Annotated in this window: 19 protein-coding genes; 2 read left to right on the top strand and 17 right to left on the bottom strand. The window is 44.1% G+C overall.

Annotation, left to right across the window (positions count from 1 at the left end):
• Positions 1-78 precede the first annotated feature (78 nt).
• Positions 79-1,209: a mechanosensitive ion channel family protein gene (locus ACE38W_RS15115; RefSeq protein ID WP_375832078.1), complete on the bottom strand. Its 1,131-nt coding sequence runs from the start codon at positions 1,207-1,209 to the stop codon at positions 79-81.
• Between the two features lie 101 nt (positions 1,210-1,310).
• Between ACE38W_RS15115 and ACE38W_RS15110 the strand changes: the two genes are divergently transcribed.
• Positions 1,311-2,849, top strand: coding sequence for an MFS transporter (locus tag ACE38W_RS15110; RefSeq protein WP_375832077.1), 1,539 nt, complete (start codon positions 1,311-1,313; stop codon positions 2,847-2,849).
• A 113-nt stretch (positions 2,850-2,962) separates the two neighbouring features.
• Complete coding sequence (locus ACE38W_RS15105) at positions 2,963-3,154, top strand: hypothetical protein (protein ID WP_375832076.1); 192 nt, start codon at positions 2,963-2,965, stop codon at positions 3,152-3,154.
• Positions 3,155-4,106: 952 nt separating this feature from the next.
• On the opposite strand, the gene ACE38W_RS15100 is transcribed toward ACE38W_RS15105, so the two are convergent.
• The 16 genes from ACE38W_RS15100 to ACE38W_RS15025 form a co-directional block, all read right to left on the bottom strand.
• Positions 4,107-4,802, bottom strand: coding sequence for a GNAT family N-acetyltransferase (locus tag ACE38W_RS15100; RefSeq protein WP_375832075.1), 696 nt, complete (start codon positions 4,800-4,802; stop codon positions 4,107-4,109).
• Between the two features lie 57 nt (positions 4,803-4,859).
• Entirely contained in the window at positions 4,860-5,840 is a 981-nt protein-coding gene (locus ACE38W_RS15095; protein ID WP_375832074.1) for a zinc-binding alcohol dehydrogenase family protein, read from the bottom strand.
• Between the two features lie 77 nt (positions 5,841-5,917).
• The gene (locus tag ACE38W_RS15090; RefSeq protein ID WP_375832073.1) at positions 5,918-6,514 is read right to left on the bottom strand and encodes a Crp/Fnr family transcriptional regulator; all 597 of its coding nucleotides are present in this window, start codon (positions 6,512-6,514) and stop codon (positions 5,918-5,920) included.
• A gap of 8 nt (positions 6,515-6,522) precedes the next feature.
• On the bottom strand, positions 6,523-7,335 hold the full coding sequence (locus ACE38W_RS15085) for an oxidoreductase (RefSeq protein WP_375832072.1): 813 nt from the start codon (positions 7,333-7,335) through the stop codon (positions 6,523-6,525).
• 96 nt (positions 7,336-7,431) lie between these two features.
• On the bottom strand, positions 7,432-7,836 hold the full coding sequence (locus ACE38W_RS15080; RefSeq protein ID WP_375832071.1) for a hypothetical protein: 405 nt from the start codon (positions 7,834-7,836) through the stop codon (positions 7,432-7,434).
• A 5-nt stretch (positions 7,837-7,841) separates the two neighbouring features.
• On the bottom strand, positions 7,842-9,572 hold the full coding sequence (locus ACE38W_RS15075; RefSeq protein ID WP_375832070.1) for an alpha-L-arabinofuranosidase: 1,731 nt from the start codon (positions 9,570-9,572) through the stop codon (positions 7,842-7,844).
• 79 nt (positions 9,573-9,651) lie between these two features.
• A complete protein-coding gene (locus ACE38W_RS15070; RefSeq protein WP_375832069.1) occupies positions 9,652-10,908 on the bottom strand; it encodes a glycan-binding surface protein in 1,257 nt (418 codons plus the stop codon).
• A gap of 17 nt (positions 10,909-10,925) precedes the next feature.
• The gene (locus ACE38W_RS15065; RefSeq protein WP_375832068.1) at positions 10,926-12,566 is read right to left on the bottom strand and encodes a RagB/SusD family nutrient uptake outer membrane protein; all 1,641 of its coding nucleotides are present in this window, start codon (positions 12,564-12,566) and stop codon (positions 10,926-10,928) included.
• A 19-nt stretch (positions 12,567-12,585) separates the two neighbouring features.
• Complete coding sequence (locus ACE38W_RS15060) at positions 12,586-15,780, bottom strand: SusC/RagA family TonB-linked outer membrane protein (protein WP_375832067.1); 3,195 nt, start codon at positions 15,778-15,780, stop codon at positions 12,586-12,588.
• A 202-nt stretch (positions 15,781-15,982) separates the two neighbouring features.
• Positions 15,983-20,062, bottom strand: a complete 4,080-nt coding sequence (locus ACE38W_RS15055; RefSeq protein ID WP_375832066.1) for a two-component regulator propeller domain-containing protein — start codon at positions 20,060-20,062, stop codon at positions 15,983-15,985.
• Between the two features lie 134 nt (positions 20,063-20,196).
• Positions 20,197-20,418, bottom strand: a complete 222-nt coding sequence (locus ACE38W_RS15050) for a helix-turn-helix domain-containing protein (protein ID WP_375832065.1) — start codon at positions 20,416-20,418, stop codon at positions 20,197-20,199.
• 1,141 nt (positions 20,419-21,559) lie between these two features.
• Entirely contained in the window at positions 21,560-22,168 is a 609-nt protein-coding gene (locus ACE38W_RS15045) for a glycoside hydrolase family 73 protein (protein WP_375832064.1), read from the bottom strand.
• A gap of 2 nt (positions 22,169-22,170) precedes the next feature.
• Positions 22,171-22,719, bottom strand: a complete 549-nt coding sequence (locus ACE38W_RS15040; protein ID WP_375832063.1) for a hypothetical protein — start codon at positions 22,717-22,719, stop codon at positions 22,171-22,173.
• Entirely contained in the window at positions 22,688-22,945 is a 258-nt protein-coding gene (locus ACE38W_RS15035; RefSeq protein WP_375832062.1) for a hypothetical protein, read from the bottom strand. The genes ACE38W_RS15040 and ACE38W_RS15035 overlap by 32 nt, the downstream gene beginning before the upstream one ends.
• The gene (locus ACE38W_RS15030; RefSeq protein WP_375832061.1) at positions 22,927-23,100 is read right to left on the bottom strand and encodes a hypothetical protein; all 174 of its coding nucleotides are present in this window, start codon (positions 23,098-23,100) and stop codon (positions 22,927-22,929) included. The genes ACE38W_RS15035 and ACE38W_RS15030 overlap by 19 nt, the downstream gene beginning before the upstream one ends.
• A gap of 5 nt (positions 23,101-23,105) precedes the next feature.
• Positions 23,106-26,393 carry a hypothetical protein gene (locus tag ACE38W_RS15025; protein ID WP_375832060.1) on the bottom strand — a complete coding sequence of 1,096 codons (3,288 nt, stop codon included), beginning with the start codon at positions 26,391-26,393 and terminating at the stop codon, positions 23,106-23,108.

Raw genomic sequence — 26,393 nt, 5'->3', positions numbered from 1 at the left:
AATTATAAATCCACCGCAAATATATACCTCACTGTATCTATGCGGTGGATTTATATACGAAAAAAACACCATAACGGTTTAACCTATACGGGGCATTTCTTTATCGTTCAGGTCGGCTCTCGTTTTAGGTAAACTCTCCGGATAATTATCCTTGATAAATTTCATCAGCTGCTCCCGGATGATACAACGCAGGTCAAAAGCATTCCCTGAATTGACTGAACTAATCAAACAACGTACCTCCATTGTTCGTTCGGTGATGTTGGTGACTACCATCGTTCGTACGCGCTTGTCCCACAGCGAAGATGCTTCTACTATACGCTCAAACTCTGCCCTGATGGGGTCTAACGGCGCATTATAATCCAAATAGAAAAATGCAGTACCCAAAATTTCCGCACTATTTCTTGTCCAGTTCTGAAAAGGTTTTTCTATAAAATAATTAATAGGGAGAATCAACCGGCGCTGGTCCCATATGCTCACCACCACATAAGTTAAGGTGATTTCTTCTACGCGTCCCCACTCTCCTTCTACCACCAGTACATCATCTATGCGGATGGGCTGTGTAAATGCCAGCTGAAAACCTGCCAGCAGGTTGCCGAGCGATTTCTGTGCGGCAAAGCCAATGATAATACCGCCTACACCCACACCTGTCAGCAAACCTGCGCCCAGCTTACGCATGCTATCGAAGCTCAATAGGATAATACAGGCAGTTACCACCAGTATGATGCCTATCAGTAGTTTTCGTATAAACTCCAGCTGTGTCCTGATCTTACGTTCCTTCAGGTTATTGGTCTTCTTCAGATCATAAGTGCTGTAGATATAATCTTCCATTACATGTACCACACCGATAACAATAGCCGCGAAGCCAATGGTAAGCGCTATTTCAGCGATCCTGCTCAATAGCAGGCTATACTTTTCGTTGAGGCGCATCAAGGGAATACTCATATTGAGCAACAGCACTGGCAGAAAATAATTAAAGGCTTTTCCTAACCTTAGCAGTATACTCTGGATCAGCGAAAACTCATTCGATTTCTTCACCGATTTCCTCACGAAAAAGGCCAATAGGTACTTGATCAGTAATCCAGCCAGTACAGCAATGCCTGCCAGCGATAAATTCCAGATAATTCCTGGCAGGTGGTCAACATTTTCTATAAATTTATTCCACATGAGGCAACCGGCCACAAAGATAGTGCCGCTAAGGGCCAGCAGCATAGATTCTTACCGTATTCTAATGTCGGCGAGATGTTGATCGGTAGGACTACATGGAACATTTTCTGATATTATCCTGTTAATTTTCTCAGTATTAAATTATTATGGCCACCGTTTCTCTTAAAAGTACAGCAGGCAGATGGGTAATGGTTTCCACTATCCTTGCATCCGCGATGGCATTCATCGACGGCACGGCGTTAAATGTGGTGCTTCCTTCGCTGCAAAAGCATTTGCAGGCTACCGCAGAAGAACTCTTTTGGGTCATCAACAGCTATATGTTGATACTGGCGGCTTTGATACTGATCGGGGGCAGTCTGGGCGACAGGCTAGGCCGCAAGCGTATATACATGATCGGTATCACGATATTTATACTAGGCTCCGCTGCCTGTGGTTGTTCTTCCACAGCGGGGATGCTGATCTTTTTTCGTGTAATACAGGGCATTGGCGGCGCTTTGATGATTCCTGGCAGTCTTTCGCTGATTTCATCCAGTATCAATGATGATGAGCGTGGCCGTGCCATTGGCACCTGGTCTGCGGTGACCACGCTGGTTACCATGGGTGGGCCGGCATTGGGTGGCGCCCTGGCAGATGCCGGATTATGGCGCGCTATCTTTTTCATCAACGTACCTATCGGCATCATCGCATTACTGATACTGGCTACTAAAGTTGCCGAAACCAGAGATGCTGATGCTCCTGCTACCATTGATTATGCCGGCGCCTTTTTGATTGCCGCCGGATTAGCAGCAGTAACGTTCGGGTTTCTGCGTATGCCCACTGTAGGTTTCGGGCATCCGCAGATTTATGGCACTATCGGCGCGGGTATTATTTTGCTGATTTTATTTGTTATAGTAGAGAAGAAAGGTAAGTATCCAATGTTGCCGATGAATTTATTCAACAACAAGGTTTTTACCAGTACCAACCTGCTTACCTTCTTTTTATATGCGGGTTTGAGCGGAGGCATGCTATTCCTCAGCCTTAACCTGATCCAGGTACAAGGCTATACGCAGCTGGAGTCAGGACTCACCTTTCTGCCATTTACCATCCTCATGATATTCTTATCACGATTAGCGGGCAGTTTGGCCGATAAGTGGGGGCCGCGTTATTTTTTAATCGCAGGTCCGGCAATCGCCGGATTAGGCCTATTCCTGATGTCGAGGGTTGGGCAGACCACAGGTGCTCATGAATATTGGTATACATTTTTTCCAGGCATACTCGTATTGGGTTTGGGGATGTCGTTAACGGTAGCGCCATTGACCGCCACCGTGATGGGAGCTGTAAGTACACATTTATCCGGCACCGCCAGTGGTGTCAATAATGCTATTACAAGGATAGCAGCCGTATTTGCAGTAGCAATATTAGGGGCGCTGGCAGTAGTATATTTTTCGGGAGCAGTTAGCCAGGATATCGAACGTTTGCAGTTAAATGCAGTAGAGCAGCAATCGATACTAGCACAAACTGCCGATCTGGGCAATGCCACCGCTCCTAAGCAGCTGTCACCAGTAGTTCGTACTGCCGTTACCGGGGTATATCATAAAAGCTTTATAACGGCCTATCAGAAAGTAATGTGGTGGTCGGCGGTCAGCGCATGGCTGGGTGCTTTGATGATACTCCTCTTTTCTTCCAAACAAAAGCTTAAGCAATAAAAAAAATCCTGTGATAGTCCACAGAATTTTTTTATGTATCTGGACTCCATTCTTATCTAGAGCCCCGCCAGTTTTTCCGTGCAGATAAAAAACAAGCAACGGAAACAAACGCTATGAAAAGCAGGACGAAAATCGAAATGCCAATAGGGTTTTTAGTCTCTCCCTTTATTATACTGTCGATAGCACCTAAGCTTACCAGGAAAAAAAAGAAGGACATCATGTACAACAGTACTGCACTAACCTTAGATCCTGCAGTTCGGAGGCTCTTCTGGGGAACCGGTGCTGGTGCCGGCTTCTTACGATAATCGAAACTGCGTCTTACACCTTTGGCTTTGAATTCAGTATGGCAATATTGACAGACAACTATCGTCTCTGTATTATCAACCAAAAGACTGAAGTCCAGGTCCGGATCATTTGATCCATTCCAGTCATTATTCATCGGTTTAGGCTTAAAATCGCTACTGTTACAATTTGGACAACGTGTTGTTGCTACCAATTCCATAGGTTCTTTTCTTTCAAAGATGCTCAAAAAGATGGAAAAATGTTAATCTTTTACGTAAAGTCAAAACATATAATGCCTGCATTCAACCCTGCTAATTCGATTTAATGCCTCCTGATAAAGGAATAGGCAGTGCCAGATATTTTAAAAAAACAAAATATTATAAATGAGTTTACATTATTGGCTAAGCTAACAGCAATGCATAAACGATTGCTAAATCGAATCAGAACCCGAATAATTGTATCACCTCAAATTTTTTTTTCTGTAGAATTTAAACATTATATTTTTTTTTGTGTTAGATACTGTTGACAAAAAGACACACAAGTCCATTATTGCGAAATCGTACCATTATCACCGAAATAACATTACTATAGAAGAAATTTCCGAAGCATTACGAAGCAGTATCATCAACCAATAAAAGTTGTAGCAGATAGGTATTAACGCTGGTACCTTTTATTCAAGTTTTTCACCCAATTCATTTACCGGAACAGGTAGATCTTAATGTTAGCTTATCACATTTCCTTTGCGGAGATGCGCGATGGGTTATGTTATAACTACATTAACGATGCATATTCCACCTGTGATAAAATAACAGATTTTCCTGAATGCTATCAGTGTGTGCAGGAATTAACTTTTGATGATTGCTAATTTGTTTATGCTTAGGAACGGTAGTGTCTTTTCAAAGACGCTACCTTTTTGCATTAAAAAAGGATGCATCAAAATGATACATCCTTCATCAAAAGTTTTGGTACCTGGGATTAATTGATCAGGACTTTCCAGAAAGAGATTTCTCTTCTTACCTTGAAACCCAATTGCTCATATATAGCCACTGCCCTGGCATTTGTTTTTGTAACGTGCAGGAAAGGAATATCGCCGGCATCAAATATACCGCGGCATACCTCTGTCACCAATGCGGTCGCATGTCCTTTACCGGTATGCTCCGGATGTGTAACAACGGCGCTTACCTCCGTGAGTCCGGCCATACACATACGCTGCCCGGCCATAGCAACCAGCTTTCCATTGACGCGCACTCCATAATACGTCCCCAATTCAGGGGTTTCAGGCATAAAATACCCGGGCTGTACCAGATTGGCTAGTTCAAACATCGCTGGTTTATCAGCCGCGGTTAATTGAATAATGGTTCTTCCCTCCCGCTCCTCTTTCTCAGGCTTCTCTTCACAGATCATCTGCAAACAAACTAACTCATTTTGCAACGACCAATTATCTGGTAAAATGGGTAGTTCACCTACTATGTATAATGATTCTCCTCCCGGAGCTACCCATGGCCTTATTTCCTCCAACGTCGTAAAGGTAGCCGGATCATATCCCATAAACGGCAATACGTCTGACTTGTAACGCTGGATGTTCTCTGTTCCCTGAGCAAAATAACGTTGAACGGTTTGCAATGAATGCCATACCGGGTTGTCTAATGGTGAATAACTTTCCTGGTTCATATCAATTCCGAATTTATTGTTGAATACCCTACAAACTATCACCTGTAAGATATGAAATTAGGGAATGACAACCATGCGTTTTCCTGCTTGTTCTGCACTGTTCCATGCGCTGGCAATATCTTTGAGCTTAACGGGAGCGGTATCTATTTTCAGCTTACCAATTGCAGCCAGCTGAAATAATTCAGGTAAAGTACAGGTAAATGCTTCTTGCAATACTTCTTTAGGAACACTGCCCGCTCCAACGCCGTATAATTCCAGCGAATTACTTCGCAATGCCGCCGCAGAAAGCCTGATAACAGGACCAGCCATCTCCCCTATCTGAACATACCTTGTTCTATGCGCTACTGCATGCAGGTCGTGGCCTGTTAGCACGTCTAATAATATTTCTGCCGGCACGCCCCATACATAATCCAGTACCACGTCAAAAGGATGTTTGCTTTTCTGATGCTGGATACGCGCGTGGATCTCTGCATCACTGCCTTTCAGCGATACAGTTTCATCAGCGCCAAGTTCCTGCAAGGTTTCCAACACGGCCTCATTACGGCCCGCTGCAATAATTTTCCCTGCCCCTTGTGCTTTCGCCAGCTGAATGGCGATCTTCCCCGTGACACCGGTAGCGCCGAGTATAAACACCGTTTCTCCTGGCCGTAATGCTGCACGCCATGCCAGTGAAAACCAGGCTGACAATGCCGGATTAGGCAAAGCTGCCGCTGTCACATCATCTACATTGTCCGGAATCTGGATGGCTGTTTTTTTATTGATCAGGGCATACTCTGCCATCATCCCATATGGGGCAATTGCCTGCGCATATACTCTTTCTCCATCTTCCATGGTGCCAATACCATCAAGACCCACCACGGCCGGAAAATTTTCGTAAGGTTTTGAATAATGCTTTCCTGCCACTATACCTTTGTCCAGGTTCTTGATAGAGGCGGCATTAACGGAAACGATCGCCTGTCCGTCTTTTGGATGTTCAGGTTGTTTGATATCGCCATATTGTGGCGTTTCTCCATATGCATGAATAATCGCTGCTTTCATAAATGATACTTGTTTATAACACAAAGTTCCTGTAAGATGAACAGGCAGACGATAACATTTGTTAAGAAGTTTCAACCTTATTTTTTCTGCCGAAGAATACTATTACGGATGCGGCTCAGCGACACAGCAGTGATACCAAGATAAGATGCAATATAATGCTGTGGCACCCTTTGAAGCAGTGCAGGATTTTCTTTTAACAGATGAAGATATCTTTCTTTGGGGGTATCCCTGATGAACGACATAAAATGGTTCATATAATTCAGCTGCCGCTCAAACATAACATCTATCATCTCCTTTAAAAATGCCGGATCATGTTCCATTTCCTGCATTATTTTTTGATAATCTTCTTTATGCAAAACCTGTATCACAGAAGGCTCCATCGTTTCGATTGTCACCTTACTGGGCGTGCCATAGCGGAAACTTTCGGCAGACGCCAGGCCCTCGCCTTCAAAGAAAAACTGGAATGTAATATCCCTTCCTTTATTATTAAACCAGGCCCTGATAGCACCTTTTTCGATAAAGTAATAGTTATGGGAAATCTGCCCTTCATTTAAGAGAATTGTTTTTGCAGGAACTTCCATCCTGCGTTGGGTAGTAGCATGAGACTGAAATTGTTGGCGGAATTTAGCGACGCGCGTATTCATAATATTTACAGGTGCCTGTAAGATAGACAATTCCAGGATTATTTTAATTGACTCGCAATGGCCTTATCAATCATACGATCACCCAGCAACTTTCTGGCTGCAAGTATTGGCCCGGCCATATATCCACCATGATAGCGCGTTTTAGGCTTTTTAGCAGCGAGCGCCTTTTTGATGAGTTGCGCTATTACTGCTGGTGCTGCATTTTTATGCATGGTTTTTTCGAAGGCTTTGGCAAAACGCTCTACCATTGCTTTGTAGGCCCCATTCCCAGAAACTTTAAGCAGACTTTTAAACGCAATATCTCCCCATTCGGATTCAACACCTCCTGGTTCTATAACGATTACGGCTATATTAAAAGGTCTGACTTCATTCCGGAGACTGTCACTCAACGCTTCCAGTGCAAATTTGCTGGCATGGTACCAGCCACCAAAAGGTGTTGCCACCTTACCTCCGATAGAAGAAATATTGACAATCTTTCCTCCACCCTGGCTACGCATATGTGGAAGCACCAACTGTATTAGTCGCAGTGCCCCTATTACATTTACTTCCAGCTGATACCTGGCATCTGCCATTGGTACATCTTCAATGGCGCCATAAGAGCCAAATCCGGCGTTATTGATCAATATATCCAATCGGCCTTCTTTGGCAATGATCGTATTGATACCGGCTACCATCTGTTCATCATTGGTAACGTCCATAGATAACACCTGGACACCCACGGGAATCAAATCCTGCATTAAAGCGGTGCGGCGTGCGGCGCCATACACCGTATATCCGCTGTTGGCCAGCAGCAGGGCGGTTTCTTTACCCATACCTGTAGAGGCCCCTGTGATTAAAACTACCTTTTTCATACGCTCCTGCTAAACGTTTTATGGTTTAAAAACAGCTGACAATGAAGTATTGTTGCGGATGTCTTCAATTGTCAGGAGGAGGAATAAAGTTAATATTTACGTTTGCATTAATAGTTCTGAATGATGTATGATCAATTCCAGGCTTTCCCGGAACGAGGCCGCCACCGGGGTTTCCGGTTTACTACGCAGGTAAATTCCTGTTGTATGCATCTTAAACCCCAACACTACAGGGTGCTGTAATAGCTCCGCAAAACCTATAAAGCTTCCACCAGTAGGCGCATGCTCATACAGAATCCTGTCTATAGACCACATACTGAATGGCAGCCCTTTACCAATAGCGGCGAAACCGTCCATCTGCAGGTATAATTCTTTGAATTCGCCTGGAAAGCGAAAATGTAATATTTCTTCTGCTTCACTGATCATTTCTATCAGCGTTCCATTGTTCAGCTGTACCTGTTCGGAACGCCAGTAATGGATAAGATTTTCTGTCCAGCTGTTCATATCTCTTATTGCTTCTCAATCTGCAAAATTGTTACAGACATCGGTGGTACGTTTACTTTGATACCCTGGCCGGCATCTGCGCCGTATGCTTTTACGGTGGTGTAGGTTGCTGGGCCACCGAAGGAGCCGTTGACAGGGCCTTCCCCGTTGATGGATACTTTCCTCGAAAAGCTACTGCTGCCGCCATCCAGCGTGTACCAATAGTAACGGCTACCAGCTTTAAAGTTTTTAAATTGTAAGGCAACCGACTGTAAATTGCCGCCAGTATTTACTAATACTACCTGTAGCTGTCCACTGGAAAAGGTGGATGCATACGCCAGTATATCAGTGCTACCTTTTGTTACAGCTGCATTAATAACTCTGTCTCCTGCTGTTTTTTGTAGCATATACATATAGTAGAATGCCGGGCGAGGTGTCCATTTACTTTCACCGGAAGCAGCTTCGCCCTGACTGAACAATCCATGGTCATCGCCGTTGTTCCAGCCATTGGCAAGGTCCCAGCGACTTGCCATGCCGTAGCCTAGTTTCATCAGTTCTTCCAATACGATAGTGGCATGTACACCAGCAATCTGCGACACCATTTGTTTGGAGCCGGTAGCAAAAATATTCCACTCTGTTAAAGCGATTGGCTTTGGCGTGGTTCCTGCTGTCTGCCAGCACTGAGCCACATAAGCCGCCATAGCTTTAGGGTTGCTTGTCCCTGTCGCCAATATTTCAGCTGGCGTTGAGTTTGTGTTATAAGGCGTAAAATAACTGTGAATGATATAATAGTCCGGGCTATTAGCGGATTGCTGCAATACGCCTGTATTCCAGGTTTTATCAGTATTATTGGACCAGGAAGCAGGCGCCTGTTCTAACATTTGTGCACCAATAAAAATGGGCTTGCCTACTTCTGCAGCAGCTTTCCGCATGGAATCAGCAAATACTTTGAAGTGTTTGCCGTAGGTATCACCGGTGATGATAGCTGGCTGTCCGTCTTTGTTACCTGCCGGATCAATCCTGTATCCTGCCTGCCAGGTGCCATTGCTTTCGTTGCCAATCTCCCAATACCTGGTGCGCCCTTTATCGTATCGTACCCAATCGGCCGCCAGATGGGCCGCTGCGGCCACAGGGTCTGCACCGGTTCCATATCTCGCATAACCATAATTAATAGTAATGATACCCTCGTTGCCGGTTTGTTGCAACATATTGTAATAATTGGCAACAGATAACGTATAGTCGGCGCCGTTATTACCATACCAATAACCCGGATCAATAGGATTACCGTTTGCATCCAGGATTTTCTGCGGCGCATCTGCCGGAGCATTGCCTGGTACCGCGTTCCAGAAAAACACACTACTGATATTACCACCAGGAAAGCGGATAATGCCAGGATGCAGGTTGGTAATATGTTCCATCAGTGTAGACTGTGTAACCATCTGCGTCATATATGGGTTAGCGTTATTACCAAATAAAGTGGGGGTTAGTTTGGAAACGACTGTCGTAGCATCTACGGTTACTTCTGCGGTGGTATTTGACGGCACAGTGCCAGGTATATATGCCGGAGCAGTAAAGGTTTTAGGTTGCCAGTCGTTCAGGAAAAATCCAATCGTGGCAGGAGTGGCAGGATCTGCCGGCGTAGTAATTTTCGTAGTGTCGCCACCGTTACCGGTAGTGGTTGGCGCTGGCGTAGATGCTCTGCCACAGGCAATTACCAACGACATCACCAACAGCATGGTATATTTCTTCTTGCTCATGTAAGTAACTTTATTCATCATTAAAGTAAAAGGCCGGATGCCCCTTTACATCCGGCACTTCTACGTTTCTATCACCCACCTATTTGATTTTAACAATCCTGAAATTGTCGTAGGCAGTATTATAAGCATCAACAGGATCTGCTTCTGTAATGATGTGGTACGTAAACGTAACTGTTCCGGCAGCATCCAGTACATCGCTCACCGTAACGGCATTGGCGCCGGTGCCCTCTACGCCATTATCTGCCTTTTTGAAGGATGACAATGGCACTGTTACGGTTCGCCATTCGTTCTGGGTATCAAAAACTTTATCGCTCGCATTGGTATACGGTAGGTAGCGGAATGCGAAATTATCTCCCAGTCTGAGTACATTGACTCCTGCCTTCCAAGGCTCTTTCGTATTCACTTCAAATTTCAGCGCGTAATTGGCTGCCGGCTGCGTACGAGCCGCTGCGGGCAATACATTGACCGCATTGAAATTTCCTGAACGGCCACCATTCCACCAGGCAGGATCATTAGCACTAAGGCCACCGAATACACTCTGCAGATAATATCCTCTGGTACCTGGGAACATGCTCGCATCGTTGCTCCTGTTTGCACCCCACCAGGCCCAATTAAACACTGGTTGCTCTCCTGCTTCTCCATCGTTGGTAAGATTACTGATCACATCTCCGCTCTGGTGATCATTTAATGGCCCATCAGACATCGCCGTACCCAGCTTACCATATAATACCAGTCTTCCTGTATCATTTCCCAGATCAGGCATTACAAATCCTACATAGGTACCCGCTGGCGTAGTTACCACATCGGTAATGGTTCTGTTGCCAGGCAATACTATCTTTTCGATCAGATATAAGCTGGAACCATAAATATATACCGAATCCCCTGCCAGCGCATTTTCATTGGAGACACTACTGATAGCAGGTGGTGGCACGTCTACCACAAACGAATAAGTAGTAGCGCCATGATTGGTGGTAAACGTAATTATATTAGTCACATTCGGGACAGTAGCCTCTGTAGGCGCATTACCTGGAATAGTGATGATCAAATGTGTATTGGTATTATAGGCAGGATTAAAATAGGCATCCATACCATTGAACTTAACGGATGTAAGGCCTGACAAGTTTTTACCTGTAACCAACAAAAGCGTTCCAGGTAATGCTTTCACAAAAGCGCTGTCCGTTTTCGCAGAGTCGAGCAATGTAATTTTATCAATTACCGGCGGCCCCGAAACATCATTATCTTTTTTACAAGAGGCCAGCAGCAGGAGCGTCGCAACAAACAATCCTGTCATGACTTTGCTTACTCCTTTATATATTTTCTGAGGATGATAAGTCATACGTTGTCTTTTAAAGATTAAAATTTGTAGGGCACCGGAGGTTTGCGGAGGTTAGGCGCCTGACTCAATTCCTGTGCAGGCAGCGGCAGTCGGAAATTGCTTTCTGATACCGGATAAGTGGTTGGCTGATCACTGGTAATCGTCCAACTGGTAGCATTTGTGAGCGTATTTGGGACAATACGATAAGTGCCTTTGTCCTGGTTCGCAATAATGCCCAAAGCTTTTGCCGGATCATAAAAATGTAATCTCACCAGATCATACCAGGCCAATCCTTCCATACCAAATTCCAATCTTCTCTCTTTATAAATATCATCCCAGGTAATACTACCTACTTCTTGCAGTCCTGCTCTTTTGTGAACAGCATTGAAATATTTCAGTGCCACGGCATCTGAAGTAGATCCCTGGTTACCCAAAACTGCTTCTGCATAAATCAGATATACTTCTGCCAGTCGTTGCATATAAGTACAAACTTCCGTACGCATAAACTGAACTTTGCCGTCATTATCTTCCGGACGGCCCACTACATATTTTTTCACCCAGGCTCTTGAGCTATAGCCTGTCTGGTTTTCCGGCACCTGCAACTCCTGGATTATTTTCTTCCCAGGATTATTTGGATCATCCACTGCCTGATGCATATAGGTATAGTGATCTCCTGGCAGCATGAAAGTGGCCTTACGACGTTTATCATTTGGAGAATACATTTTCAACTGGTCCAGCGAAGCACCGATATCACTCCCCCATCCATCGCCGAAACTGGTAATCTCAGAACCATAGGCGAGGTAAGCCTGCACACTATTTTGTGAGCCCCAGTCTCCGTCATATTTCCACTGTAAAGAAAACAGACTTTCGGAGTTGTTGTTATTCTTTGTTAGGAAGAGGTCTTCATAATTTGACATCAGCGAAGCACCACTATTATTGATAACATCCTGTGCCAGCAATGCAGCGCTGTCGAGGTCCGACTGCTTACGTGTACCTTGTCCGTTTAGCCCTGACCGTATGAGGTAGGTCCTGGCAAGCATTCCTTCCGCAGACCATTTGGTAATGCGGCCTTTCTGAGAAGAGGTGGCCGGCAGATTAGCCATGGCAAACTGCAAATCACGGATAACGAACTCCCATACTGATTCTTCTGTATTACGTGTCAGCGTAGTATCATTGAGGTAGTCCAGGTTATTATTGATGAGTGGCACAGCACCCCAGTTCATAGTCAAGTAAGAATAAGCAACTGCGCGCATGAAGCGGCCTTCTGCAATACCCTGGTTCTTGACATTGGCAGGAACCGAAGGCCCTGCATATTTGGTGATGTTGTTGATAGTCAGGTTCGACTGAGCTACCACGTTGAAGAAAGCGCTCCAGGAGCTATAGACTTCCGGCGTAACGTCGGTGGTCTGCATCCTGATATTATCGACTTCATAAGAACCAGACATGAGCACGCCACCGCGACCATCGCCAAGGCCATGCGAGGCCTTATCATTATAGGCAAACCATACCACGTTGTAAAGTGGCGCCGTTGCCGCCATGATCTGATCGGAAGTCTGGTAGAAGTTAGCATCTACAATCGCATCTTCCGGCGGACGATTCAGGAAATCCTTGGAACAGCCAGCCATAGCCGTAGCAGCCACTATTACAAGGAAGGATATTTTATGATATATAGACTTCATGATTATCTTTTTTACTGTATTAAAAATCAACAGCGATGCTGGCAGAATAAGTACGGGTAAGTGGATAACGACCACCATCCACACCTATCAGCGAAGAAAGTGGCTGTGCCTCTTTTCCGATATACGCGCCTACTTCCGGATCATAACCCTTATACTTCGTGAAAGTAGCCAGGTTCTGAACGCCCAGGGATACACGCAGCGCCTTTACCAATGATTGCATATGCAACAAAGAGTTAGGGAGGTTGTAACCCAGTTGCACATTTTTAATACGGATATAGGAACCATCTTCTACATACAGGTTAGTAAAACGGTTACTGTTGCCATTCACATCTGCTCCAGTGATTCGTGGCACATTTGTACCTGCATTGATTAATGTTGATTTATCACCTGCATCTGTTATTCTTGCGTAGTTAAAAGTCTCTACCAGCAAGTTTCTACCAAGATTAATATTACCTGGATTCGTATTTTCAAAACGCAGGTAATTATAGATCTGATTCCCTTGTACACCTGTTACCAGGATGTTCAAATCAAAACCTTTGTAAGAGAAACTATTGTTGAAACCAAAGGTGAATTTGGGCCATGGACTACCAATAAATTTCTGATCACGGGAATCAATGATATTATCTCCGTTGAGATCTTTATACTTGATATCTCCTACCCACACGCCGTTGTCTTTGTTGACAGGAAGGCGGGAACCGTCGGACTGGGCGGGGATTGCGCTGTTATTGATTTCATCCACCGACTTAAAGATGCCATCATATACGTAGCCATAAAACTGCCATGGTGCTTGTCCTACAACAGTCCTTTCGGTGAAGTTATTCATGAACCAAGCCGTTTTGGTAAAGAAGCCATTATCGGTATTCAGCTTGGTAACAGTCGTTTTAAAGTGGGAGATATTGAAGTTTGTTTTCCATACAAAACCGGATTTGGTTTGCATGTTGACAGTGTTTAAAGTCAGCCCGAAGCCCTTATTTTCAAGAGAGCCAGCGTTCAGGTAAGGTGGAGTGATGGCACCTTCTGCATTGGTTCCCTGGTAAGCTGGCAATGTTGCCTGCATCAACAGGTTCTTCGTTTTTCTGATATAGAAATCACCTTCCAGTGAAATACGATCTTTCAGGATACCTATGTTGAAGCCTATGTTTTTGGTATTGGTGAGCTCCCATTGTAAACCAGGATTACCGTATTGCGCGATCCTGTAACCTGTACCCATCGGTGTGGTGGTAGCAGCCAGGGAGTTGTATTGGACACCGCCAACACCACTATTACCTGTTTGTCCAATCTCCGCACGCAGTTTCAGATCACTGATCCAGCCTACTGATTTCATGAAGGGCTCCTGGGAGATACGCCATGCAGCGGAGGCAGAAGGGAAATAAGCCCATCGGTTGTCCTGCCCGAAGTTAGAAGAACCGTCCGCTCTACCTGCCAGCTGCAAGATGTATCTGTCTTTATAGCTATAGTTTATACGTGTCAGATAAGATTCCAATGCGCCACTTCCCTTTCCTGCGCCGGATGTTTGCCCGGTGGCATTACCAAGATTAATGGATTGAATGCTGTTGCTGGCGAAACCAGTGCGGCTGGAGTTCAGGCTCTGATAGTTCCAGGACTGTGCCTCATGGCTCACCATCACGCCTATATCATGCTTACCAAATGATTTATTATACTGGAGGAGTTCATTCAGGTTCCAGTAGAAATTCTTACTCGTGGCAACGGTCATCGTAGCCTGCTCATTTACTTTATACCCTAGCTGGTAGGTAGGCGTAAAAATAGAACCATCCTGATATTCGAAGTTACCGTTGAAGGTAGTACGAAAAACGAGTCCTGGTATGATCGTTACCTCAGCCCCCAGACTACCTAATCCCCCGCTTTTCTTCAGGGTATTGTTTACCAGGGAAGCGATAGCAACAGGGTTTACCGGTGCATATTGCGCATTGGTACCAAATTCATTGGTAGTGGCGCCGCCCCAGCTGCCGTCAGGATTTTTCACGGGTACATTAGGCGCCAGGTTGATGGCATTATGAATAACATCTTCACTGGTAGTAGATAATTTTTCTTTTGTCTGGTAGAAGTTGAGCGAAGTACTCAATTTCAACCATTTCTTTGCCTGGTTGTCCAGATTGAGGCGGAAGGAGTAGCGGTTGAAATTAGAGCCAATGGCTACCCCATCCTGTGAAAGATATTCGCCGGAGAGATAGTAGTTGGTATTATTAACATTGTTGCTGACGGTGAGCTGATGCTTTTGTAAAGGCGCAGCTCTGAACAATGCTTCCTGCCAGTTAGTACCATTACCTAATACAGAAGGATTTGCAAATTCCGGTGTAGGCGTACGGTTTAGTAAGGCGGCGATTTCGTTGTTCATAACAGCAAACTGTTGTAAGCTCATTACGTCCAGCGTTTTGGGTGTTTGCTGTTGGGAGTAGAGATAATTATAACCTACTTTCAGTCCGCCTTTGCTGCCTCTTTTAGTGGTTACCAATACCACACCATTGGTTGCACGCGTACCATAGATAGCGGTAGCGGAAGGGCCTTGCAGGATCTCCATTGATTCGATATCAGATGGGTTAATACCAGCCAGCGGGTTGGTGGAACTGGTTACGCCATACGAAACAATGGCAGGCTGGATCTGCACACCATCTATAACATAGAGTGGCTCTGTGGTACCGTTGATGGTGCTTACCCCACGGATATTCACGGAGATGCCACCACCAGGCTGACCACTGTTCTGCGTTACATACACACCGGCGGCACGGCCCTGAATGGCCTGATCCATGGTGGTGTTGATGGTTTTGTTGATGTCTGCAGAGGAGATAGATACCTGGGCACTACTCTGGTCTGTTTTCTTCATGGTACCATATCCCACGATCAGTACATCACTGAGTTGACTTGGATTCTCCTGAAGTTCTACATTTACTTTCAGGCTGTTGGTAACTTTCACTTCGCGTGTCAGGTAGCCCATTGAGCTGATCGTCAGCACCTGGCCAGGGGTGGCGCTGATACTAAACTGTCCATGTGCATCAGTGGCAACAGCCTGCTTGGTGCCTTTCACATAAACGGAGGCACCAGGTATTGCCTGGCCTGAAGTGGAAGTAACGGTACCTGTTAATTTGGGTGATGTATTGGCAGGTTGTTGAGCAAATGCCGGCGATATCAACGCACAGCAGATGACCATTAACCATACCAACAGGAATGATCTTCCAGTAATACTGGCTCTTTTCATACGTGGAGAATTAAAATTTAATAAATGAGCGATCTTTTGATTTTGGCTTTCTACTTCATAGTTGGATGACTTTCATAACGATGGGATAAAAGTATACTTTACCTGTATAGCACAGGTACCGACAATGTGTATTCTTTGGGGTGTTCTTGTTGCGTGAGAAGGGTATCAAATGTAACCGGGAGGGCTACATCCTGTTGCATCCTTACTTTCTGTTGGCTGCTGCATATACGGATGGCAGCATTTTATAGGTCATTTTGAAGTATTTAGTAAAATACTTAGGATTATTGAAGCCCACTTCATACGCGACCTCCGTAATATTCATTTCGGAGCGTGTCAGCAACTGAGCGGCACGCTGCAATCGTACGCCTCTAATAAACTCAATAGGCGGCTGCCCTGTAATCCCGAATATCCGGCGATAAACAGATACCCTGTTCATACACAGCTCCCTGCTCAGCTCTTCTACAGAAAAGTTAGGGTTAGATAAATTCTTCTCCACTATTTCCAGGGTCTTCTGCATAAATTTCTCATCAGCGCTAAGGGTATTATTAGCTTCCGGATGCTGGGATACGATGACCATTGGCTGTACCGGCCTACTCGCCAATACCTTCCTCACTCTTGATAACATAATCTCAAAGTTGAAGGGCTTCACCAGATAATCGGCGGCGCCATGTTCCAGGCCTCTTAGCTGTTGCTCCTCTGCGGCCATGGCGGTGAGTAAAATAACAGGAATCCTACGGGTACGGCTATCTCCTTTTATCTTGGCACACAAGCTGATGCCATCCATTAATGGCATATTGATATCACTGACAATGAGATCAGGATGGCTGGATAATGCTTTCTGCCAACCCATCATACCATCTTGAGCTTCAATGACATAGTAATACTCTTTCATGTTTTCCTTTAAGTAAAACCTGAAATCATCATTATCTTCCACGAGTAGTACGGTAGCTTTCCCATTTCGGCTTTCCTCATGCATTGCGGTTATAGGTTCCGGTTCAGGAGGGGTACTTTCTGTTGCATACAGGGGCTGCGGCGTTACGGCATTCTCTACCGGCTCACTAACCTCCAGGGGTATACGAAGCGTGAACACAGCGCCCTTATTTACCTCACTATCCACGTGTATCGTACCGTGGAAGAGTTTCACGAACTCCCGGGTAATAGCTAAACCTATCCCGCTACCCTGGCTCACAAAGCCTCCAGGCACATCACTCTGGAAAAATTGCTCAAATACCTTTTCCTGGCGCTCTCCCGGAATACCAATGCCTGTATCCTGTACCCTTAGCTGTAATACCGCGTGATTTCCTGCCCCCTGCTCTACTTCTGCATATACACGCACGGAGCCATTGGCAGGGGTAAACTTAAAAGCATTGGATAGAAGGTTGAATAATATACGCTCCATCTTATCATGATCAAAAGTGGTATACAGTGCCTCTGTATTGGTTTGAAAACTGAAGTCCATCTGTTTCCTTTCCGCAAGATCGGTGAATGAATACACAACCTCCCGGATAAACCCGATAATATCTCCTGACGTTGGGTCCAGTTTCAGCTCCTGCATCTCCATACGGCGGAAGTCCATCAGCTGGTTCACCAGGTTGAGTAACCGACGGGCATTCCTGCGTATCAGATAAAGTTTATGCTTAAAGGCATGGTCTTTTTCATGTCGGATGACTTCATCCAGCGGTGCAAGGATCAACGAAACGGGCGTTCTGAATTCATGACTAAGATTAGTGAACAGCTTGATTTTCAACATATCAAGCTCGTGTAGTTGTTGTGCTTCTTTACGTTCCTGTGCCAAGGCAAACCTCCGGTGAGCGCGTTGCAGCACCCATCTCCGAAGGAAAAACAGCATGGCAGCCAACAGCAATGCATATACGATATAAGCCCAGGAAGTAGCCCAGATGGGCGGCTGTATGATGATCCTTAGCGATATGCCCTTCCAGTTATTGGAGCCATCATCGTTGAGGGCTTTCAGATGCAGCACATAATTGCCAGGATTGATATTCGTATAGGTGATACGTTTAGACCTTGAATCCGCGGTTTGCCACTCCCGGTTAAAACCTTCCAGCTTATAGATATAATTGTACTTATTCTTGTCGGTGTTGATATAGTCCAGCGCCGCGAAGTCGAGTGAGAAATCGTTTTCATTGTAGCGCAGGACGATTTCTTTTGTTTCCGGCAAAGCAGCATTCAGGATAACATGGTTATGCAATTTTTCATTAACGCCAATAGTCCTGTTAAATAATTGCAGGGATGTAAATACCAGTGGCGGTTCCTCCCTGGTTTGACGGATAGCAGCGGGGTCAAAGAGATTGAAGCCATCGGAGCCGCCAAATATCAGCTCCCCGGATTTCAGTTGCAGGGCCGCATTCACGTTAAAGGCATCGCCCTGTAATCCATCTTTACTATTAAAATTGCGGGAGCTAATACCAGTAACCCTGTTGCCAGCTTCTCTCCTGACAGTAATCTTACACAAGCCATTGCTGGTGCTGACCCACAGATGGCCTGCCTTATCTTCCAGTATAGAGATGATGTTATTATCTGGCAAGCCATCTTCCATCCTGAAATTCCGAAAGCGTTGTTCTATGGGATCGAATACACTAAGGCCATCGCGGGAGCCTGCCCAGATATTTCCAAATCTATCGCTATGTACAGTGCTTACATTATCATTACTCAGGCCATGTGTTTCCCGGAGATAATGAATAAAAACGCCTTTAGACCTATCCAGCATATCAATTCCATAAGCAGTCCCAATCCACAGATTACCAGCAGGATCTTCCGTCATTGCTGAAATAAAATTTGAATGCACAGAGTTAGGCATGTTCACATTGCTATGATAGAAGGTTCCTTTTTCAGGATCGAATCGATCCAGCCCATTGCCTAAGGTGCCTACCCAGAAATTATGTTGGCTGTCGCGATAAATTTTCCATACCGTTTTACCTGCAAGACTATTAGGATTAGCAGGATTCGGCTGATAGTGTATAGCTTTACCATTCACAAAATGGTCCATGCCACCGAAGTAGTAGCCTATCCAGAGACTATTATCATCATCTACCAACATCGACAAAATCACATCAGTGCTAATGCTCGCAGGATCAGCGGAGTGCTTCCATTGTTTGAACTGGCCTGTTTGCCGGTCAAAGTATACAAGTCCGCCTCCATTGGTACCAATCCAGACATTTCCTTTTTTATCTTCAGCAAAGCAGTTTAAGTCATTGTATTCCAAACTATGCGGATCATTGTATTGATGGGAATACTGGCGAAATTTCCGCATATTCTCACCATAATAACTAATTCCTTTTTTGTAAGTGCCACACCAGATAATGCCTAAATTATCTTTGTACAAAGAATACACGGCATTTTCCGCTATACTCTTTCCGTCATCTTCCCTGTTGACTAAAAAATGGGAGGTAAAACTTTCTTTGTCGAGTATGGTGATACCGCCATGATCTGTTCCAATCCATATCCGGCCTTTATCGTCCTGCACAACGCTGTTGACGATATCATTATTCAAGGCGCCGTTCCTGGAGTTGAAATACTTCGTCGTATTGTTTTTACTATCCATGTACATGACCCCAAAATCATTACCAGGCATATATATCCAATAGTCGTTGTCTGCATCTGCAAAAACGCTGAGTGAAAGCGGTCTTTTATCTGCAGTTAAGGGCACTATGTTTTTTCTGTAAACGAGGGTATTATTACTGATATTTATCTTTTCGAGATCGCCGTTGTAGGAGAGTACCAGGAGGTAATTATCGTTGGTAATGGCAAGATCGGCAATGGAGAGGTTTGCTGGATGATGTACCTGTAATGGCAAGAGGTGTTTTTGTTCGTCCATACGGTAAAGTTGCCCGCTATCGTAGGCAAACCAATAACTACCATTATGCGCACGCACCGCGGTAATTCCATTTGCAGGCAAGCCATAATTTCCCAACCAGGCAGCTGCTTTTATAAACTGTTCTTTTTGCGGGTTGTATACAACATCCCCATTTCTTGTTTTTATGTAAAGATGATTGTCTGGAGCAGGAAATATTTTGGAGATGAAATCGTCGCTGATGGAAAAAGAATCTGCGGGATAATGACGGAAAACGCGACAAGATGAGCCATCGAAGCGGTTCAAGCCACTCATGGTCCCGAACCACATAAACCCTTTATTATCTTTATAAATACAATTAACCTGGTTGTTGGAAAGGCCATTACTCACATTCAGGGAAAGAAAATCCTGCGCCTGACCAATAGAGAGTATAGCCAATAACAGTGGAATCAGTATAGTTTTCTTAATCATGGAATTCAGTCGGCGATAGACTGGTATAAATATAATAATTAAAAGCAGATTAAAAACAGCGAGCCTTATAAGCTGTACTGGATGGACGTTGTATCTTTTGGCTGAGCTTTTATGTCGAAAATTATGCCTTTTTATTAGATGTCAGAAGTCAGATGTGCCACGGAGACTTTTAGGGTCTGTGCCATTACAAATAAAGTTGCCAAGGTAGGGTTTCCGCGCCCGGATTCTATTCTCCAAACCTGGGCTAAAGCAATATCACAATGATCAGCAAACTCACGAGTAGACAGTCCAGCCGCCTCTCTGAGTTCTTTAACCTTCTTCCCGAAGGCTATCTGATATGTTGCATGCCCTTTCATTGGAAACTAAAGGTGCTGCAACAGAGAAAAAATATTGACTTCATAAATGAAGTCAGTTCAAAAATTACCTATATTGCGTACATTGCAGCCCTTAATTTATTATCGCGCTGCTTCAAAGGTTCATGGACTGGAAACGTAGGAAATTTTTAGAAGTCATGAACAGGGAAGCTAGCCTGCGTTATTGCGCGGGCTCTTCTTTGTGTGTGCTTCACGGTCTCCTACGACCTCCAGTCGCCGCAATGTAAGAGTACCGCGCATTATTTTAAATTTGGTGCGCGGCATTTATTAAGCCTCAAACACCCTGCCGCAATGCACATTATTATCTTAGACCAGGATACTGTTTTTTCTACTGTTCTTGCTAAAAGGTTATCATTTCCACAATTCAAAATCACAATTGCAAGTTCTCGTAATGACATTACGGATGTTCTCGTCATGGAGAAAATCGACCTCTTTCTTTATGATGTAGGAAATACTTACTATTTAGCGGGTAAGGTTTTGGTGACGATGTTAAAAGATAAAGGCATCAGATGCATTACCTATTCGGAACGGTTAACTGAAAGTTATGATAAGCTATACCCAAACCTCGGAGCAACATATTGCAAGAAGGATATTGATATTATACTAAATATTGTATATAAAACAATCCCACAATTGCAGAATTAGATCTATTCTCATGGAATAATTTGTCGAGAAAATCCACACTCCCATCGCGCTAGGTGGGAGGTTTGATAAGTATGCCTGCCGTTTCTACGCCGGGCCATAATTTTATAGCCCCTAAACTTCCTAGGACTTACCCATTCAACTGGAGTAAGCTCTTTACGATTGAAACGATTGGCTGATGTCTCTACATTAGCCATTTTTATTGAAAACCCACAGCCAAGAATAACCGTAGGGATAGCGTTCCATTTGAAAACGAAGAAAACATACTTCGAAAGTAACGCAACTGAAGTTTGCCACTCTATTCCTTTTTGTTTTCGTGTTCATTTTCATTCGTGGCTTTTTGTATTGATTTTTTCCATATAAAAAATCCGCCCAGGTGAGCGGATTTTAGAGAAGATCTATTTTTCTGTGTGGGCTAACTACATAGGCCTGTACTTTGATGTACTGCGATGGTACATCGGTGGTGCGCACTGTATTTGCGTTATGGTAAAGGAGGTAGCCCCAACATTTTAAGTCTTGGATCAATACTATCTCTCATGATCCCCTTAATTGTCTCACCATATCCTTTGGCAGTTGCATAACCAGCTTTAGCTATTGCCATTGCGAAATCATCAGAGTTGTTACACTGGAAAGCTGGCAGGTACCGTGGGTTTTCCAACAGGAATTTACAATGGTCGGCGATTCCTTCAGCTGCGGTATCATAAGCCCTAAACCAGTCCTTCACTTTCCATAAATAGTTACCATCAGTTAATTTGGTGATGGAAATTACCTCTGGAAAGACATGTTTTTTTCGGTCGTTATCAGGAAACTGTTCATGAGTGACTAGCAGCTGCTTCTTTCCAGTCCAGCCTTTATCTGCTTTAATGCCATTATAGTTGTTACCAGGAGCCTCTTTCTCCCATCCTTTTTCCAATCCTGTTTGTGCCAACTTAAACCTTGCTGGCACACCGAATAGCTCAGGTGCCTTCGGGTTTATTTTCTTTTGCTTCTCCCATAGCGCCTTTGCATCCTTTTCGCTATCTCTTGCAGCCTGCACAAAAGCAGGGTAATATATTTTTAAGAACGTACATACGTTATCGTTAATATTCATTTCTATCGTTTGAAAAAGTAAATACATGCTCCTGCAAGTCCAGCTATACAGAGGCAAATAATAAAACCAGCGGGCAGCCGCCAGGAATCCTTCGACGAAGAAGAACTCTCCTGCTGGATACTGCTTGTTTTCTTTCCTGCAGCTGAATCAATGTTGAGCTGCGCTGTAATTGTGTGAATGTCTACCGGTATTGCTACAGTCTCTGGCGATTTAACAGCTGTAAACTCCAGATCGCGGCCTACTACTTTCCCGGCGCCGTCTTTGCGCGGTTTGCTTTTTATCTTACCCGACAAAGAACCAGACTTCACATTCTGCTCATAGGTAGTCGTATCTCCGTCAGGAATAAACTGCGTCCAGCCCAGGCTATCGAATTTCGTATAGCCTGGTGCGGTAGATTTTATAGTAGTCTCAGAGATGGTCGTTGCGTGCCTCACCTCTACTTGTGAGCTGTCTGTGCTTTGGTTGCTGCTAGTATGCGATGAGTTCTTTTTTACTATGGCACAGGAATAAAATACACAGCTACTTATTAGTAGTATTAGATATACTCGCATCCGTATAATTTTGCCCATTCCCAAGCATAAGGCCAATGCCCTTAACTGCAGCAGGAATAAATGTTAAGATGGATAACCAGCGGGCAACTACACTATCAGGTAGTCCCCAGGTGCTTACCAGCTGCCCAATCGCTGGTGTTACAAATATGATAGCATTTGATAGTCGGCGATACCATAGAGGAGCGGGTCTTTCTACTTGTGATAGCCCTATTTTTGTTTCAGCCATAGCTTCTTCTTTAGATAATTAAAAATTTCCTTCCCGAACATGCCAGCAAATCCGCCAAGAACACCAAGGAAAAGGGTAATTAAAATCTCTTTGCCTGCTGCCATAATAGCCGGAGGGAGAGAGCCAGATATAAATGCAAACGTCTTTTCTTTCATAGCATTTAAGGATTGAGGGTTACTTGTTTCCATCCAGTATTGCCAGTACCAGAGACTTTGAAGTATGGCACGCCTCCGGACTTGTCAGAATACCAGCTACCAATAGGTGCAGTAACAGTACCCTCTGGCGATCCAGAGCCATTAACGTAATAAAGACCATTGATAATAACAGTACCACCTCCGGTAATTACAAAACGCTCCATTGCATTTGTCTCTACGCTGAATTGTGCGTTGATGTCTGTTCTGATTCTAGCACCGTTGACTGCATCGAATTGCAAGAAGCCAGTTCTTGTGGTATTTGCTGAATTATAAAACGATATGTAGCCTGCACTGTTGGTAACATGTAATGCCTCCGGCCCTGTTACAGTGAGGGTTTGAGGGTTCAAAACCTGGCGCCAACCTCCTCGCTGGAAGTGTGCAGGGCCAATATTGTCAAAGATTGCATAGTCTCCATTTCTCCCAGCCAGTTCAGAAGTATCCCCTAATGGTATACTCCAGCTCGCGTAAGAGATTTTCCCTACACCTGTGCTAATAGAGCTAAAACCTGTTGGCCTGGTAACATAGCAGTTGGAAACTCGAAGAAGAAGAGTATCCGTATTAAAAGTTGATGCTCCACGGTCATAAAGACGCTGGCCGATGATACCAGCAGAATCTTTCATAATTACATTAGATATGTCGATATTCTTTACCTTACCGCCATCATCTACTAATCGACCCAGGTAACCATTGTATTGCAACGAGATATTTGAGACAATCAAATTATTTACTGTGCTACTATCTGTAATACGGATATGCGAAGTATTTTGCTTTTCGTTGCGTGAGCCACCATCTACAACAAGGTGATCTATATTTGCTGCCTCCACAGTTATAATACCGAATTGTGTAGCACTGTAACCAGAAACTGAACGAGTCGCTGTATTTATATTATGAAGCTGAATATTGGAGAAATTGCCCATGTTGCCCATTGGATCAGCGATTATAACGCCGCCGCTGGTAGAAACACCATTAGTATTTTCTACCGTGATATTTCGCAGCCATTTTCCACCAATACTATAAAGACCAACTGCGCGCCAGGTAGGGATAGTATCTCTGCGAATTTCTGGTCTGATATTTCGAATCATAATATTCGAATAATCATGAGACTCAAAAGGGGCAAGTACACCTCCGAATATAGGCTGTCCTGAGCCTACGCCCACCATGTCATCATTTGTAAAGCCGGATATATTTTCCGCTACTACATTATCTGCCAGGAAGGTAAAACCGTCTCCATTTTCAGCAAGACCTACATTTGTGCTCCCCGGAAGAAATGGGTTTTGTTCGAATCGCACATCATGAACATGAATGTTTTTCGACACAACGGCAGCTATACCCCAGCTGCGCGTACTGTCAACTTCGACATTGCCAACTTCTACATTATCACATTTATGGAAAAAGAAACCGAAACAAAATTTAGATGCCGCTACAGTGCCAGCAATTGTTCGTGTTTGGCTCCATCCCCTACCATTCCAGGTACCGCCAAAAACACTAATATTCTTATTGCCATTGGTTACATCTGAATTACGTAAGATGTCATCATTTGAGCCAGGAGCAAGTTCTATATAAGCTCCATAAGCCTCTAACCTGGTATTACTTGGCACAGTAATAGCCTGTGATGTCCGAGCACGCAACCCGATTAGCTTTACTACGCCAACACTGTCCGCATTTGATCGGTCAATAGCTGCCTGGATTTTAGCTACGTCATCTGTTACACCATTGCTTGCCGGTCCATACCAAAAAACATTTATTCCATTTGATCTATCATAGATTCGCTTCCAATATCCAGCTCCTTTACCAGTAGCAGGAAAAACTACACCAGAATCAACCGACAAACCTGAGGATACATAATTGAATAGACCTCCTCTTAGTGTATCATTTACCATTACAGAAGTTGCAAGGCCGCTATAATTGCATAGGGATAAGATATCTGATACAATACCCACCCTGGTTCTTACGGTATCTCGCATCTGCCCTAAAACAACCAAATTACTATCTGCTGTTGCTGGCTGTGCACTCACTTTGCCGGATACCCAGACATTCCCTGCGTCAAACACCTTTAGTCTGATCGCGGCGTCGGTGCCGTCCTCAGTGAATCCAAAGAAACCAAGATAATTGCCATAAGCTGGGCCAAAGTTTGAGATATACCATTTGTCGTATTGCAGGCCTGTTTTAGTGGTGGTTTTTAACAAAATGCGGCCACCAAAGTCAGATGCATACTCACTAGAAAGAGTACCAAGAGAATAAATATCACCGGCAACGTTTAGTTTTGCGGCGCCAGGTGTTGAGCCCAAAGAGGTATTACCAGTTGACTTATTGTAAGTAATACCAGTCATACCACCAAAAACACCGGAGTCGTTAAATTGTAATTCGGTATTGGCGCCGCCTGGATTACGTTGATGTATACTATCTAATAGCCCAGTTTCAACTACCAAATTACCACCCTGATTATATCTAAAAACTAAAGACCCAACATTTGAATCATAAAAGGCAGAATCAAACGCCTTTATAGAGCCTGGGTATTTTAATTGCAGTTGCCCATAATTATCAACAGTCAAGAATTTTGTGCTATCAGAATTTGCCAGCATGTACATAAACGCTGATGTAGGACTCAATTGAACATAAGGGCTTCCACTAGAATAAAGAGAAAAGTTGTTATTACTTGCAGACAGATACTGCGAGTTGGTGCTGTCGCTAAGCGATAATCCCCCTTGCTGTATTGCACCAACAATAGCTCCTCCTGCGTAAAACCTTGATATACCCCGCTTTCCATTATTGATAAATCTATAGCCAGAAATTGTACTATCTGATTCAGTATAACCAAAATGTTGGTAATTTGATGTGAGATACCATAGTGGCATATTTCTAATGCCAGCATTAGTGCCAAACGAAAAGCCTTTTGTTTTAATGGAGGTGTTTTGAGATAAGGAATCGCCAAGTTGAAAAGTGTTCCCTGAGAGATGAATGCCATTAGATGCAAAATAATTATTACCTCCTCCTGCAGATAAAATAGTCCAAAATTGCCCATTCCAGACTCTTATAGGAACATTCATTGGATGCCCAACAGTGTCAGACGATAATACAACTAACGACCCTACTCTAATAGGAGCATATCCTATTGTATCTCTTACTGGAATTGATACTCCTCCATCAAATAGAATATTACCAGGATATGAATAATCACCATAAACAGGCTGAATTTCTTGGCCAAAGACCAATATAGGGAGGCATAAAAATAAAAATGATAATATACTTTTCAT

The sequence above is a fragment of the Chitinophaga sp. Hz27 genome (genome assembly GCF_042263525.1).
In the GTDB taxonomy this organism is placed as follows: domain Bacteria; phylum Bacteroidota; class Bacteroidia; order Chitinophagales; family Chitinophagaceae; genus Chitinophaga.
The sequence above is the reverse complement of the archived record's forward strand: the minus strand, read 5'-3'. Positions and strand labels throughout refer to the sequence as shown.